A 13,588-nucleotide genomic window follows, 5' to 3' on the forward strand; every position below is an offset into this window, starting at 1 on the left:
TGGCTGAAGGCCAGGAATCGAACGGTTGGGAAGACACTTTAAGCGCAGCAGAATCAGCGACGCAGGAAACGGCTTACCAGTACGAAAATGGCAGCGCCAATGGCCAACGAGGCACCTGGCTTTTCCTTGACGAAGGCAGACACATTGTTCAGCGCGTCGCCGTAGGTCTTGGTCAGTTGGCCAGCCGCTTCACGACCTGCGCCTTCTGCCTGCAGGGAATGGTCACCGACCAGTTTGCCCACTACACCTTGAGCCTTGCCAGCGATCTTTTCTGCTACGCCTTCGATTTGTTCGCTTTTCATGTTGAGCCTCACTTTGATCATCGTTTTAGTGACAGTACTTGAAGTATGTAAGCCGGAAGCTTCGTACTTGCTGCCTGAACTTAGGGCGTTGCCGGTTGGAAATAGTTCCGATCTTATTTTCAGTGTTCATGTTGGCGAATTCGGACGCTCGGGCACGCTCAACCCATGGCTTCCAGCGGAGCACCGATCGACAGCGAGCGCAGATAGTCGCCGAAGCCTTCACGGCAGCGACAATCCAGCCGGGCGCTGGTCGTCACGCAGTTGATCGAAGTCCAGGTAATGGACGCCCCGACCTCTTTCAGGTCGGCCACCAGGTGCACGTCCTCGTGGGCCTTGAGCGGCTTGAACCCGCCAACCCGGCGGTAGGCCTGGGCACTGACCCCCATGTTGGCGCCGTGAACATGCTTGTGACCTTCCACCGGGGTATACAGGGCGTCGTAACGGCTGCGAACTTCCTCGGCATGCAGCGACCAGTCATCCACGCGCACCGTGCCGCAAACCGCGTCGGTGCGAAAGCGCAGCTGATCGACCAGCCAGGTGGGCGGCACGAGGGTATCGGCATCGGTGAACGCCAACCAGCGGGCGCCTTGATCCAACAACAGTTGAGCACCCGCGGCGCGCGTACGACCGACGTTGCAGTGCGCCACGGCCACGCTCTGTACGGGGTAGCGGTTGACCACTTGCTGGGTACCGTCGGAACATTCGTCCAGCACGATAACCACCTTGACCTCTTCGCCCGACAGTCCAGGATGCTCACCGGCAATCAGCAACGACTCGATGCATTGAGCGACCACTGCTTCTTCATTATGAGCTGGGACAATGATTCCGATCATGGACGATACCTGTCGAGGAGATGCCGGCATCCGGCGGCTGTAAGTCTCTTGACCTATCTATCGCGCGTTGGTTGCAGATAGATACGACGGGTGGTAGTTCGGCAAATGTTCATTCCAATTTGCAATTTGCTTTCCCCCGTCCAGAGGCCGGACGACCCGGACCGGGCTATCAATCAGCCAGCGCTGCACGCCTGAACGAATTAATGCAGGGCATGGTGATCAACTGCAGCAGAGGACTTGGCGAGGAGCGTGACAATGGCAACTCGAAGGACAAGCATAGGCTACTGGCACTGGGTGTTGCTGCTGGCGGTGATCGCCTCGGGCTGGCAGCCGCTGGACCGCCAGACCTGGCTGATCGAAAACATTCTGGTGCTGGTGGGCGCCGTGGCCGTGTGGTTCACCCGTGACCATTTCCAGTGGAGCCGACGCGCGTGGGTGATGGTGATCATCTTTCTATGCCTGCATCAGGTGGGCACGCACTTCACCTACCCCCAGGTTCCCTACAACGAAGCGTTGTACCTGATCAGCGGGGTGGACGTGAATGCAGCGCTGGGCTGGGAGCGCAATCAATATGATCGCTTCGTGCACCTGGCCTACGGCCTGCTGCTCAGCCTGCCGTTGCGGGAAATCGTCAGTGAGAAATGCCAGCTCAAGGGTGCGTGGGCATCATTGATCGCCTGGTCGCTGGTGCTGTCGACCTCGATGCTCTATGAACTGATGGAGTGGGCAGGCGCCGCGTACGTGGGCGGTGGCGACTCGGCCTTCGTCGGTGCCCAGGGCGATTTCTGGGATGCCCAGAAAGACATGGCCGTAGCGGCGGCTGCCTCGCTGGTGGTGCTGACCTGCCGCGGCCATGCGCTGCGCGCCGGGGTTTCGGCGCTGCGCGGGCGATTGACACCGCACTGAAACGCCCAGCGGCTCAATGCATCGATACCTCAATGCATCAATACATAGCCAAGCATCTGTTTCGCCATGCGCCACGGCTGCCAAACCGAAAGGTGATCGAAGATCCTCCCGGAATTTCCCATCACCCCCATGACCGTCACGTAGACGACGCCTTTCCTGATCAACCTCGATATCTTTTTCTTGCTGTAACGCAACAATCAGGACACCTGCACAAGTGGGTTTCGCGACATGGCACTTCTGAAACGGCGAAAACGAAAAAGCCCCGCCAATGCGGGGCTTTTCGATGTTTGGCGGGAAACCAGGGATTCGAACCCTGGGAACGCTATTAACGTTCGCCGGTTTTCAAGACCGGTGCATTCAACCACTCTGCCAATTTCCCGAATGTCTTGCTGGTTGCTTTGCGGGCGCCATAATACCGGAATGAAACACGCTGTCAAACTCTGGATAGAGCGGCTAGGCAAGGGTCTGATATGATCTTTGCATCTGAACGTTTCAGACGTGTTCAATCAAAGGAGTCTCGCCATGCGCGAACAGGATTATGCAGTTAATCAAGGCTCGCAGGTGCAGCAGCTAGAAGTTAGCCGCGTCCTGCGCAACACCTACGGCTTGCTGGCACTCACCCTGGCTTTCAGTGGCGTGATGGCCTACGTTGCGCAGCAGATGCGCGTCGGCTACCCGAACATTTTCGTCGTGCTGATCGGCTTCTACGGGCTGTTCTTCCTGACCAACAAGCTGCGTGATTCGGCCTGGGGCCTGGTGTCCACCTTCGCCCTGACCGGCTTCATGGGCTTCCTGCTCGGCCCGATCCTCAACCGTTACCTGGGCATGCAGGGCGGCGCCGAAGTGGTCAGCTCGGCCTTCGCCATGACGGCGCTGGTGTTCGGCGGCCTGTCGGCCTATGTGCTCATCACTCGCAAGGACATGAGCTTCCTGGGCGGCTTCATCACCGCAGGCTTCTTCGTGCTGCTGGGCGCGGTGCTGGCGAGCTTCTTCTTCCAGATCGCCGGTCTGCAGTTGGCGATCAGCGCCGGTTTCGTGCTGTTCTCGTCGGTGTGCATCCTGTTCCAGACCAGCGCGATCATCCATGGTGGCGAACGCAACTACATCATGGCGACCATCAGCCTGTACGTGTCGATCTACAACCTGTTCGTGAGCCTGCTGCAGCTGTTCGGCATCATGGGTCGCGACGACTGATTCACCGTTGCCCTGTCGAAGCCCGCCTCGTGCGGGCTTTTTCTTGCCCCTGGTTCGAACATCCTCAGCAAAAACCGGTTTGCCCCATGGGCGCCGCGCCGTAGAATCGCGCTCCTTTCGATTGAGCCATCGCGCTCTTTTTGCCGGAGCCTTCGCGCTCTTTCTCAGGAGCCCTTGCCATGAGCACCCCACAGCCACCCAGCGACGAATTGATCCTGGGCCTGGAAGACCGCCCTCGCCCACTGCTGGGCATGCTTGCCGCGCTGCAGCACCTGCTTGCGATCATCGTACCGATCGTCACGCCCGGCCTGCTGATCTGCCAGGCACTGGGCGTCAGCGCCCGTGACACCAACATGATCGTTTCCATGTCGCTGGTCATTTCCGGCATTGCTACCTTCGTTCAGTGCCGGCGCATCGGCCCGTTCGGCGCGGGTCTGCTGATCGTGCAGGGCACCAGTTTCAACTTTGTCGGACCGCTGATTGCCGGGGGAGCGCTGATGGTGCAACAGGGCACACCGGTAGAAGCTGTGATGGCGGCGATCTTCGGCGTGGTCATCGCAGGGTCGTTCGTGGAAATCGGCATTTCGCGGATCCTGCCCTTCGTCAAACGGCTGATCACGCCGCTGGTCACCGGTATCGTCGTACTGATGATCGGCCTGACCCTGATCAAGGTCGGTCTGATCAGCATGGGCGGCGGCTTCGGCGCCATGGCCAATGGCACGTTCGCCAACGGCGAAAACCTCATGCTCTCCGGCCTGGTACTGGCGATCATCGTGGTGCTCAATCGCATTCCGGTGACCTGGATGCGCAGCGCCGCCATCGTCATCGCTCTGGCCATGGGCTACGCGCTGGCCGGTTACCTGGGCCGACTGGATTTCACCGGCATGCACCAGGCCGCGGTATTTCAGGTGCCCGTACCGCTGCACTTCGGCCTCGGTTTCTCCTGGGCGTTGTTCATTCCAATGCTGGTGATCTACCTGGTGACGTCCCTGGAAGCGATCGGTGACGTGACGGCGACCAGCAAGGTGTCACGCCAGCCCGTAGAGGGCCCGCTGTGGATGCAGCGCATCAAGGGCGGCGTGCTGGTCAACGGGACCAACTCGCTGCTGGCCGGTGTCTTCAATACCTTCCCCAGCTCCATCTTCGCGCAGAACAACGGGGTCATTCAGCTCACCGGCATTGCCAGCCGCCACATCGGCGTGTGGATCGCCGGGATGCTGGTTCTGCTCGGTCTGTTCCCGACGGTTGCCGGGGTGATCCAGGCGGTGCCCGAACCGGTACTGGGTGGAGCTGCCATGGTGATGTTCGGCGCGGTGGCCGCCTCGGGCATCAATATCCTTGCCAGCGTCGACCTCGATCGTCGGGCGCTGCTGATCATCGCGGTATCGCTCGCCCTCGGCCTGGGTGTGGCTCAGGTGCCGGAGTTCCTCGCGCACATGCCGGGCGCATTGCGCAATGTGCTGGAGTCGGGTGTAGCCACTGGCGGTATCTGCGCGCTGCTGCTGAACTGGTTTTTGCCAGCCGGGCCAGTGGCTCGTCACTGAGCTGGCCCGAGCCTGCGACAAGGGCCTGCAGGCTCAAAGATCGAAGCGGTCCACGGCGCGGCGACGCTCGTTGTCGTCGCGCATGTCGTAGGCCGCAGTGGTCTGGATATTGGTGTGGTGCGCCAGCTTCTGGGCAATCGACAGGTCGTGCTCTTCGATCACTCGGGTGATGAACGAACGTCGGAAATCATGGGGCATGATCTTCACGCCGACCTGGGTGCCGCGTTGTCGGGCGATGTAGTAGATGGCGTGCTTGGTGATACGCTCGCGGGTGATGTGCGCGCCGCGGCGGATGCGATTGAAAAGAAAGTCGTCATCGGCCTGGCCTGCGGGAAGCTGGCTGCGGCGAAACGCCAGCCAGGTTTGCAGATGGGCAAAAGCCCAGCCTGGCGCGTACTTGATCAACTCCTTGTTGCCCTTGCCGGTCACGCGCAGGCTGCGCTCGCTGAAGTCGACCTGGGCCAGGTCGAGGTTGACCGACTCCGACTTGCGCATGCCAGAGCCATACAGGATGGCGATGACGGCGGCGTCGCGCAGGCCCTGCGGCCGCGGATCGTTGGCGCAGACCTCCATCAGGTCGCGGATCAGGCTGCGCTTGAGGTTGCGGCCGTTGCCCAGGCGGGTGCCCTGCATGGGCTTGACCGAGCGAATCTTCAGCAGGTGATCCTGGTCGATCAGGCTCAGCCGCCACGCCTCGTTCATGACCCCGCGCACGGCGTTGACGTAAAGCGAGGTGGTGTTGGGGGCGTAGCCATCTTCGCGCAGGGCGGCCACCAGCGAGGTAACGTGCCCGGGTTCGAGACGGTGCCAGGGCACCTCGCGAATGTCGACGTCCTCGAAGCCCAGCCGGTCCGCGGCATCCTGCAATACGTATTGCATGGTCGTGCGGCTGGACGGCATCAGCCGCGCGAGATATTGCAACAGAGGGTTCTGCAGATCAGACAAACCGGGGGATCCTTGAGTGCCAGGGTAGACGCCCGCCATTCTAGCATCCGCGTCGGTGCCTGACCCGTCCGCCGTTACCCGGCCGGTTCGATCAGAAGTTGCCGCGCAGCGCCTGCAGGCCACCTTGATAGACACCGTCGAAAATTTCCACCGCCTCGGCATCACTCATGCCGACCGGGTTGAAGCGACCGCCCCACTCCACTCGGCTGTTGCCGGCGTCCACCTCGATGACCTTGAGCGTCGCCAGGTAATCGCTCACCGGAAAGGGACCTTCGATGATGGAATAGCTGTAGGTGCGCGCGGCGTTGTCGTAAGTCTCCAGACGCTCGACGATGACGGTACCGTCCACCGTGGTCAGGTGGCGCAGCCGGCCGTTTTCCTGGGCTTCGCTGTGCTGGATCATGGGCAGCCAGTCGGCCAGGGAGTTGAACCCGGCCACCAGATTCCAGACCTGATCGGCCGATGCCGGAATGTCGATGCTCGCTTGCGTGCTTGCCATGTCATGGCTCCTGTCGGTGGGCTGAGGCTGCAACGGTAGCGGTCGTTCGAGTGCGCGGCAAGCCGTTAGTGCATTCGTTCATGCGGCCGACCCAGCTAGGGCGATCATGCCCTGGCAGTGGGCGCGGGCGCGGCACCAGCAATGGATACATGCTGCGCAAACGTTGTCCCATGGAGGCCAGCCCGGCGTGGATCCGTTCATTGAAGGGGCGTTTGCAGCGTCATGAGAATCATCGAAAAGACCGGCGCGCCAGTACGCGCCCTGACCCCTGCCGAACAGCAGTTGGTCACCGAATTCGTCGAAGGCCGCAGTGAGGGCCCGAAGCTCCTGCAGGCCAACCAGTGGCTGATGAAGGTCCGCACCCAGGGCCAGTGGCTGGCGTGCGATTGCCGGCCCGGTACGCTGCCGGTGATGAACGTGACGCTCAACAGCAGTACCGGCACGCTGTTTTTGAAGAACAACCCCGGCACGGCCGAGCATGCCGAGGGTTGCCCCTTCATCCATGACGAGCGTGACAATACGCCTGGGCGCGAGGATGAAGGGCCACTGCCGGCCGCCTGGTTGCCCCCCGATGTGCCGCTGAAGCTGATTGGCGATTTCCGCGCCCCGGCCATGCCCGGCACGCCTGGCACCGCCGTGGTGGCAAGTCAGCGACGGGAGCAGCACCGGTTGCTCTCGCTGCTGCTGACGTTCATCGAAGCCTCTGGGCTCAATGTGTACGCCACGCACCTGAAGAAGGATCTGACCCGCCAGTTCGCCGACCTGCGCGAAGTGGCCACACGCTATCCGCTGATCGACCGGGTGCCGGCGAGCAATTATCTGGAAACCCGGATCGACATGAAGCACATGATGATGCTCAAGGCACGCCTGAAGGATTCCACCGCCTTCACTGGGCAGCGCCGCTATGGGCTGCTGCTCGACTGCGTGTCCGACGTTGTCGGGCGCAAGGTGCTGACCGAGCGCAGCACCGCCGGCTTCGACTTCCAGGGACATCATCTGTTGTGGGGTGGCGCGCGCAGCAGTGGGCCGCTGCTGGCCCTGGCCCTGTATTCACCGGCAACCGCCGGCAGCCAATTCTATGAAATGGTGCATGTGGCGACGGTGCCGGTGCTGACCCGCGGGCATCTGTTCCCGGTGTTCCGCGACGAGGAACGCGAGGCGTTGAAGATGCTGGTGTCGCTGATCGACTGGATGGCCAGCAAAGGCGTCAAGGTCGTGATGCGCCGACCGGTGATCGGCGCCATGGTGATGGACGAACTGGTGCTCAGCTCGGACCTGGACCGGGTCCTCTCGGTTTCGCTGATGAAAGAGCCGCTGGGTCCGGAGCCCAGTTCCGAAACCTTCAAGCGCCTGGCCGACTTCAAGAGCCTGGAGACCTTCCGCAAGTACGTGGCGGGCTTCTTCATGCGCGAGCGCGACTGACCCACGGCGCACTTGCGTCCTAACCGCGCAGCTGCCAAAGCAGGGCGATATCGCGGGCGCGATCGCTGAGCAGCGCACTGGCCTCGGCGCACGCCTGCTCCAGGGTCATCGGGCCGGACGCAAGGGAAAAAGCGGCATCGATGCCATGGGCGTACAGGTCCTGGTAGCTTTCGCCCAGCGTGCCGGCCAGCACCACCACCGGGACACCCGCAGCGCGCGCAACGCGGGCCACGCCGAAGGGCGTCTTGCCGCGCAGGGTCTGGGCATCGAAGCGCCCTTCGCCGGTGATCACCAGGTCGGCGCCGATGACGGCATCGGCCAGGCCCACCAGTTGCGCTACCACTTCGACCCCTGGGCGGAACGAGGCACCGAGAAAGGCCTTGGCCGCGAAGCCCATGCCGCCTGCTGCGCCGCAACCAGGCGCGTCACGGCAGTCCTGGCCCAGCACCGCTACGCAGTGATCGGCGAAGTGGTCCAAAGCCTTGTCCAGGGCCAGCACCTGTTCGTGTGTAGCGCCCTTCTGCGGGCCGAAAATGTGCGAGGCGCCGTGGGGACCGCACAGCGGGTTGTCGACGTCTGCGGCGACTTCGAACTGTACATCGGCCAGACGTGGGTCGAGGCCACTGGCGTCGACCTTGGCTACTTGTGCCAGCGCCAGGCCGCCACGGGGCAATTCACTGCCCTGAGAATCGGTCAGGCGCAGACCGAGCGCGCAGAGCATGCCAGTGCCGGCATCATTGGTGGCACTGCCGCCGATGGCGAGGATGATGCGTCGTGCACCGGCCTCCACGGCTGCTGCGATCAGTTGGCCAGTGCCATAGGTGCTGCTGTTGCAGGCGTCGCGTTGCTGGCGCTGGAGCAGTTGCAGCCCGCTGGCTTCGGCCATTTCGATGACGGCGGTGCGCTCGTCGGGCAGCCAGCCCCAATGGGCCTGGGTGGGCTCGCCCAGGGGGCCGTCGACGACGAGGCTGCGCAGCTCGCCCTGGCAAGCCGCCATGATGGCTTGCATGGTGCCTTCGCCGCCATCGGCCATCGGCCGCTCGACGAGCTGCGCCTCGGGCAGGGCCTGGCGCAGGCCCCGGGCGATGGCTGAAGCAACGTCGGCGGCGCTCAGGCTGTCTTTGAATGAGTCAGGGGCGATGACGATCTTCATGGCAGTTCTCCAGTTCTTGTACGCCCATGCTGCCATTTTCACCGCCTCCGCGCGACTGCCGTCACGCATAGGAGCGGTCATCGGCCGCGAAGGGCTTGGCGCGGAGTGCCTGATGCACCGCGGTGCCCTTTTCGCGGCCACGGACCGCTCCTACATGGGTCGTAGGAGCGGTCATCGGCCGCGAAAGGCTTGGCGCGGTGCGCCTGATGGAACGCGGTGTGGCCTTCGCGGGCAGAGCCCGCTCCCACATGGGAGCGTAGGAGCGGTCATCGGCCGCGAAGGGCCTGGCGCGGTGTGCCTGGTGGAACGCGGTGTGGCCTTCGCGGGCAGAGCCCGCTCCCACATGGGAGTGCGGGCTTGACCTTCCCATGGTGGCAAGGGTCACAGTCCAGGCATGGGACGGAAGGAGGAAAACGTCATGGCAGCAAACGAAGGTGTCGTCGAGCTGGGTATCCACGGCATGACCTGCGCGTCGTGCGTGGGTCGGGTCGAGCGCACCTTGCTCAAGGTGCCAGGTGTGACGGCAGCGGCGGTCAACCTGGCCACCGAGCGCGCTCGCGTGGAAGGCCGCGGCGTGGACGCCCAGGCCCTGATCGCCGCCGTCGACAAGGCCGGCTACAGCGCCAGGCCGCTTGAGCACACTCCAGACGCCATGGCCCAGGCCAATCAGGAAAGCCAACAGGACGCCGCGCGCCTGCGGCGCGACCTGGGCTGGTCGGTGATGCTCTCGCTGCCCGTGGTGATAGTGGAAATGGGTGCGCACCTGATACCGGGTTTCCACGCCTGGATCCAACTGCACCTTAGCCAGCAGGATAACTGGCTGCTGCAGTTCGCCCTGACCACGTTGGTGCTGATCACCTGTGCCAGGCGCTTCTACCTCAAAGGCACCGTGGCGCTGCTGCGCGGCGCGCCAGACATGAATTCGCTGGTGGCGGTGGGCACCCTCGCCGCCTACGGTTTTTCCCTGGTGTCCACGTTCGCCCCGCAGCTGCTACCCAGCGCTACGGCCACCGTGTATTACGAAGCGGTGTGCGTGATCATCTGCCTGATCCTGCTGGGCCGCACGCTCGAAGCACGCGCCAGGGGCCGCACGTCCCAAGCCATCAAGCGCCTGCTCAGGCTCCAGCCACAGACTGCCTATGTGCAACGCCAGGCGGGCTTCATCGAAATCCCGCTGGAGCAGCTGATACAGGGCGACGTGGTGCAGGTTCGCCCCGGCGAGCGGATTGCCGTGGACGGCACGGTGCTCGCCGGCGACAGCTTCGTCGACGAGTCGATGCTCACCGGCGAGCCCATGCCGGTGCGCAAGCAGCCCGGCGACCAAGTGGTCGGCGGTACCCTCAACCAGAACGGCACGTTGCAGCTTCGAGCCACAGCCTTGGGCAGCGCCAGCATGCTGGCGCGGATCGTCGCCATGGTCGAGCGGGCCCAAGGCAGCAAGTTGCCGATCCAGGCGCTGGTGGACCGGGTGACCGTGTGGTTCGTGCCGGTGGTCATGGCACTGGCACTGGCCACTTTCATCGGCTGGTACTGGCTTGGCCCGACCCCAGCCCTGGGCATGGCCCTGGTGCATGCGGTGGCCGTGCTGATCATCGCCTGTCCGTGTGCGATGGGCTTGGCCACGCCCACCTCGATCATGGTCGGCACCGGCCGTGGCGCCGAGTTGGGTATTCTGTTGCGCAAGGGCGAAGCATTGCAGCAACTGAGCCGCGCGCGAGTCGTGGCACTGGACAAGACCGGCACGCTCACCGAAGGCCAACCGCGTCTGACCGACCTGCAACTGCTGCCCAACTTCACCCGCGAGCAGCTATTGCCTTTGCTCGCAGCCGTGGAAGCACTCTCCGAGCACCCGTTGGCACGGGCCATTGTGACAGCGGCGCAGGACGCTCGGCTCGACTGGCCCGAGGCCCGGGATTTTCAGGCGCACACCGGCCATGGCGTGCGCGCACGGGTCGGCGCGCAGGACGTAGCCATCGGTGCAGAACGCTACATGACGCAACTCGGCGTGGACACGAGCCCGTTCGCCAGCGCTGCACAGACGCTGGCCGAACAGGGCAAGAGCCCGTTGTATGCGGCGGTGGACGGCCAACTGGCCGCGATGATCGCCGTGGCAGATCCGCTCAAGTCGACTACCCCGGCGGCTATCCAGACCTTGCACCGGCTCGGCCTGAAAGTGGCGATGATATCCGGGGACGACCGCCGAACCGCCCAGGCCATCGCCACCCAGTTGGGTATCGATCAGGTGGTGGCGCAGGTTCTGCCAGAAGGCAAGGTGGCCGCCGTCCAGGCGTTGCAGCGCGAGTATGGCCTCACGGTCTACGTGGGTGACGGCATCAACGATGCACCGGCGCTGGCCCAGGCCGACGTCGGCATTGCAGTGGGCAGTGGTACGGACATCGCCATCGAAGCCGCGGATGTGGTGCTGATTTCGGACAACCTCGGCGCGGTGGCCACGGCCATTGCCCTGTCTACGGCAACCCTGAACAACATCCGTCAAAACCTGTTCTGGGCCTTCGCCTACAACGCGGCCCTGATTCCACTGGCGGCGGGGCTGCTGTACCCGGTCAACGGGCTGACCCTGTCACCGCAGGTCGCGGCGGGAGCCATGGCACTTTCATCGCTGTTCGTACTGGCCAACGCCCTGCGGCTCAAGGGCTTTCAGGCACCTGCCAGGCGATCATAGACGCTGCCGGTCGATTCCGTTGGCCACGCGCAGGATATCCGCCATGACGGCCAAGGCTATCTCGGCGGGCGTCTTGCTGCCCAGGTTCAGGCCGATCGGTGCGTGGATACGCTGCTGGGTGGTCGCGTCCAGCCCACCGATGCGCTCGAGACGCTCGAAGCGCTTTTCGCTGGTCCGCATCGAGCCCATTGCACCGATATAGAAAGCCGGTGTGCGCACCGCCTCGAGCAGGGTCAGGTCATCGAGTCGAGGGTCGTGGGTCAACGCCACCACGGCGGTCGCCGAATGACAGCCGCCCTCGGCGATGAACACCGCAGGCAAGACTTCGTGCACGTGCACGCCGGGCAGGTCGAAACGAGCCAGCACTTCGGGACGCGGCTCGCAGAGGATCACTTCATAGCCAAGGGTCAGGGCGAACCCCGCGCAGAATTCGGCGACCGGCGACAGGCCGGCGAGGATCAGGCGCTGTACAGCGCCGATGCGAATGCAGATTTCTTCGTCGCTGACCTGCACCCGTGCATCGCCCATGTGCCCTGCACGAATGCTGCGCCGATCGCTGCCAGGCACCACCTGCCGCGCCAACAGTTCGCCGCCGGCGAAAGCCTGTTCGATGTGCGCCAGATGCTCCAGCGTGGCTGCATCAGGCGCGAGGTATTCGACCAGCACGTCGAGAACGCCGCCGCAAGGCAGCGCCATGGTCGGCGCCAGGCCGCCGTCGCCGTAGCGCACGACCTGATTGATTGGTGTGAAATAACCGGCAGCGACACGCTCCAGAAAGTCGTCTTCCACACAACCACCGGACAGCGATCCGCAATGTTCGCCATTATCCAGTGCGACCAGCATCGCCCCCGGCCCGCGTGGGGCCGAACCGTAGGTCGACAATACCGTGCACAGCCATACGCCCCGGCCCTGGCCGAGCCAGGTCCGGGCCTGCTGTATGACCTGCAGATCAAGCTGCTTCATCTATTGATACCCGCCATCATCCTGCGCAATGTGCCAGCGCCCTGCCCTGCGACGCCCGCTCTGGTGCAACAGACCGCACGTACGGGGCAATAGTTTTCCGCGGACCGTGAAAGGATGACGGCAGGGGCTTGCGACTAGGACCCGCGATAGGTGCTGAAGCCGTAGGGGCTGAGCAGCAGGGGAATGTGATAGTGCTGCTCGGTGTTCTTCACCTCGAAAATCACCGGGATTTCCGGGAAGAAGGTTTCGTGCCCGACCTTGCGGTAGTAGTCGCCGGTCTTGAACACCACCCGGTATTCACCCGGCGCAAAGGTGCGCTGTTCCGGGTAGAGGCCGGCGATCCGGCCTTGCTCGTTGGTCACACCCTGCCCCAACGGTTGCCACTGGTTACCCGAATGCTGCTCCAGGGTCACTTCGATACCGGCCGAAGGCACACCCGTTTCCAGGTTCAGTACGTGCACGCTCAGGGGGTTGGCGGCCATCGCGAGGCTGGACAGGGAGGCCAGGCTGGCGGCCAGGACAATTTTCTTAAACATGGTGTATTGCTCCTTCAAGAATGAATGGCCAGACCGACGGATTCGGTGGCCTTGATTGCGCAGGTTTCGTCCTGCTCGGCGCCGCCGGCACCGGCGATGCCGATCGCACCGACCAACTGCTTGCCTTCGTAGACCGGCACGCCGCCGCCCAGCAGCAGCAATTGCCCCAGCGAGGTCAGATTGGCGGCTTCGGGGTTGTTGCGGGCACGCTCGGCGAACAGCCGCGTCGGCGTCTTGGTCGACAGCGCGGTGTAGGCTTTCAACCGCGCGGCCTCGGTGTTGTGCGGGCCAACGCCGTCGCCGCGTTGCTGGACGATGACGTTGCCGCCACGGTCCAGCACCGCCACGGCGGCCATGCAGCCGCTGCCATTGGCCAGCCGCTGCGCGGTCGCCAGGTCCAGGTCAGGGTGCTGGGCCAGGGCGGCGTGGGCCTGGGTGGTGAGCAGACAAGCCAGGGTGAATGTCATGCAAAGGGCTTTCATCGAGCGTCTCCGTGATCAGTGGCTGGTACCTTAGCAATCCGGTCACGACAGAACCCCGTCACAGCGATTACAACTTTGTAATAGGCAATCGGCCGCCGGGGGCCTAGCCTATGCGCGGGTACAGGA

At 63.6% G+C, this 13,588-nt stretch carries 13 protein-coding genes and 1 tRNA gene; 5 read left to right on the top strand and 9 right to left on the bottom strand.

What is annotated here, in order from left to right:
- Positions 1–53: 53 nt before the first annotated feature.
- The gene (locus tag IFT76_RS01010; protein ID WP_122477013.1) at positions 54–302 is read right to left on the bottom strand and encodes a CsbD family protein; all 249 of its coding nucleotides are present in this window, start codon (positions 300–302) and stop codon (positions 54–56) included.
- Positions 303–460: 158 nt separating this feature from the next.
- On the bottom strand, positions 461–1,135 hold the full coding sequence (locus IFT76_RS01015; RefSeq protein ID WP_192057139.1) for a glycosyltransferase: 675 nt from the start codon (positions 1,133–1,135) through the stop codon (positions 461–463).
- A gap of 255 nt (positions 1,136–1,390) precedes the next feature.
- On the opposite strand from IFT76_RS01015, the gene IFT76_RS01020 reads away from it, so the two are divergent.
- Positions 1,391–2,041, top strand: coding sequence for a DUF2238 domain-containing protein (locus tag IFT76_RS01020; RefSeq protein WP_122477010.1), 651 nt, complete (start codon positions 1,391–1,393; stop codon positions 2,039–2,041).
- Positions 2,042–2,329: 288 nt separating this feature from the next.
- Here the strand turns inward: IFT76_RS01020 and IFT76_RS01025 are convergent.
- Positions 2,330–2,420, bottom strand: a tRNA-Ser gene (locus IFT76_RS01025).
- Between the two features lie 143 nt (positions 2,421–2,563).
- Between IFT76_RS01025 and IFT76_RS01030 the strand changes: the two genes are divergently transcribed.
- Complete coding sequence (locus tag IFT76_RS01030) at positions 2,564–3,235, top strand: Bax inhibitor-1/YccA family protein (protein ID WP_043189407.1); 672 nt, start codon at positions 2,564–2,566, stop codon at positions 3,233–3,235.
- A 179-nt stretch (positions 3,236–3,414) separates the two neighbouring features.
- On the top strand, positions 3,415–4,779 hold the full coding sequence (locus IFT76_RS01035) for a nucleobase:cation symporter-2 family protein (RefSeq protein ID WP_122477008.1): 1,365 nt from the start codon (positions 3,415–3,417) through the stop codon (positions 4,777–4,779).
- Positions 4,780–4,812: 33 nt separating this feature from the next.
- Here IFT76_RS01035 and IFT76_RS01040 read toward each other — a convergent pair whose 3' ends face one another.
- Both IFT76_RS01040 and IFT76_RS01045 read right to left on the bottom strand, forming a co-directional pair.
- Positions 4,813–5,763: a site-specific integrase gene (locus tag IFT76_RS01040; protein ID WP_192057140.1), complete on the bottom strand. Its 951-nt coding sequence runs from the start codon at positions 5,761–5,763 to the stop codon at positions 4,813–4,815.
- 52 nt (positions 5,764–5,815) lie between these two features.
- Positions 5,816–6,223, bottom strand: a complete 408-nt coding sequence (locus tag IFT76_RS01045; protein ID WP_122477005.1) for an SRPBCC family protein — start codon at positions 6,221–6,223, stop codon at positions 5,816–5,818.
- A 222-nt stretch (positions 6,224–6,445) separates the two neighbouring features.
- On the opposite strand from IFT76_RS01045, the gene IFT76_RS01050 reads away from it, so the two are divergent.
- Positions 6,446–7,645, top strand: coding sequence for a hypothetical protein (locus IFT76_RS01050; protein ID WP_192057141.1), 1,200 nt, complete (start codon positions 6,446–6,448; stop codon positions 7,643–7,645).
- Between the two features lie 19 nt (positions 7,646–7,664).
- Here IFT76_RS01050 and IFT76_RS01055 read toward each other — a convergent pair whose 3' ends face one another.
- Positions 7,665–8,798: a glycerate kinase gene (locus tag IFT76_RS01055; RefSeq protein WP_192057142.1), complete on the bottom strand. Its 1,134-nt coding sequence runs from the start codon at positions 8,796–8,798 to the stop codon at positions 7,665–7,667.
- Positions 8,799–9,216: 418 nt separating this feature from the next.
- Here IFT76_RS01055 and IFT76_RS01060 point away from each other — a divergent pair, with 418 nt between their 5' ends.
- The gene (locus IFT76_RS01060) at positions 9,217–11,481 is read left to right on the top strand and encodes a heavy metal translocating P-type ATPase (protein WP_192057143.1); all 2,265 of its coding nucleotides are present in this window, start codon (positions 9,217–9,219) and stop codon (positions 11,479–11,481) included.
- Here IFT76_RS01060 and IFT76_RS01065 read toward each other — a convergent pair.
- The 3 genes from IFT76_RS01065 to IFT76_RS01075 form a co-directional block, all read right to left on the bottom strand.
- On the bottom strand, positions 11,476–12,444 hold the full coding sequence (locus IFT76_RS01065; RefSeq protein ID WP_192057144.1) for an XdhC family protein: 969 nt from the start codon (positions 12,442–12,444) through the stop codon (positions 11,476–11,478). The genes IFT76_RS01060 and IFT76_RS01065 overlap by 6 nt on opposite strands.
- A gap of 134 nt (positions 12,445–12,578) precedes the next feature.
- Entirely contained in the window at positions 12,579–12,980 is a 402-nt protein-coding gene (uraH, locus tag IFT76_RS01070; RefSeq protein ID WP_192057145.1) for a hydroxyisourate hydrolase, read from the bottom strand.
- A gap of 14 nt (positions 12,981–12,994) precedes the next feature.
- Positions 12,995–13,462 (bottom strand): heme-binding protein, encoded by a 468-nt coding sequence (locus tag IFT76_RS01075; RefSeq protein ID WP_192057146.1) that lies wholly within the window; start codon positions 13,460–13,462, stop codon positions 12,995–12,997.
- Positions 13,463–13,588 lie beyond the last annotated feature (126 nt).

This window comes from Pseudomonas sp. CFBP 13727 (assembly GCF_014841915.1).
GTDB lineage: Bacteria > Pseudomonadota > Gammaproteobacteria > Pseudomonadales > Pseudomonadaceae > Aquipseudomonas > Aquipseudomonas baltica.

Excerpts from the sequence above, each read along its gene's own strand:
- IFT76_RS01035 (WP_122477008.1), top strand. The coding sequence starts at position 3,415 with ATGAGCACCCCACAGCCACCCAGCGACGAATTGATCCTGGGCCTGGAA.
- IFT76_RS01060 (WP_192057143.1), top strand. The coding sequence starts at position 9,217 with ATGGCAGCAAACGAAGGTGTCGTCGAGCTGGGTATCCACGGCATGACC.
- IFT76_RS01030 (WP_043189407.1), top strand. The coding sequence starts at position 2,564 with ATGCGCGAACAGGATTATGCAGTTAATCAAGGCTCGCAGGTGCAGCAG.
- IFT76_RS01065 (WP_192057144.1), bottom strand. The coding sequence starts at position 12,444 with ATGAAGCAGCTTGATCTGCAGGTCATACAGCAGGCCCGGACCTGGCTC.
- uraH (WP_192057145.1), bottom strand. The coding sequence starts at position 12,980 with ATGTTTAAGAAAATTGTCCTGGCCGCCAGCCTGGCCTCCCTGTCCAGC.
- IFT76_RS01015 (WP_192057139.1), bottom strand. The coding sequence starts at position 1,135 with ATGATCGGAATCATTGTCCCAGCTCATAATGAAGAAGCAGTGGTCGCT.
- IFT76_RS01050 (WP_192057141.1), top strand. The coding sequence starts at position 6,446 with ATGAGAATCATCGAAAAGACCGGCGCGCCAGTACGCGCCCTGACCCCT.
- IFT76_RS01010 (WP_122477013.1), bottom strand. The coding sequence starts at position 302 with ATGAAAAGCGAACAAATCGAAGGCGTAGCAGAAAAGATCGCTGGCAAG.
- IFT76_RS01075 (WP_192057146.1), bottom strand. The coding sequence starts at position 13,462 with ATGAAAGCCCTTTGCATGACATTCACCCTGGCTTGTCTGCTCACCACC.
- IFT76_RS01020 (WP_122477010.1), top strand. The coding sequence starts at position 1,391 with ATGGCAACTCGAAGGACAAGCATAGGCTACTGGCACTGGGTGTTGCTG.
- IFT76_RS01055 (WP_192057142.1), bottom strand. The coding sequence starts at position 8,798 with ATGAAGATCGTCATCGCCCCTGACTCATTCAAAGACAGCCTGAGCGCC.
- IFT76_RS01045 (WP_122477005.1), bottom strand. The coding sequence starts at position 6,223 with ATGGCAAGCACGCAAGCGAGCATCGACATTCCGGCATCGGCCGATCAG.
- IFT76_RS01040 (WP_192057140.1), bottom strand. The coding sequence starts at position 5,763 with ATGGCGGGCGTCTACCCTGGCACTCAAGGATCCCCCGGTTTGTCTGAT.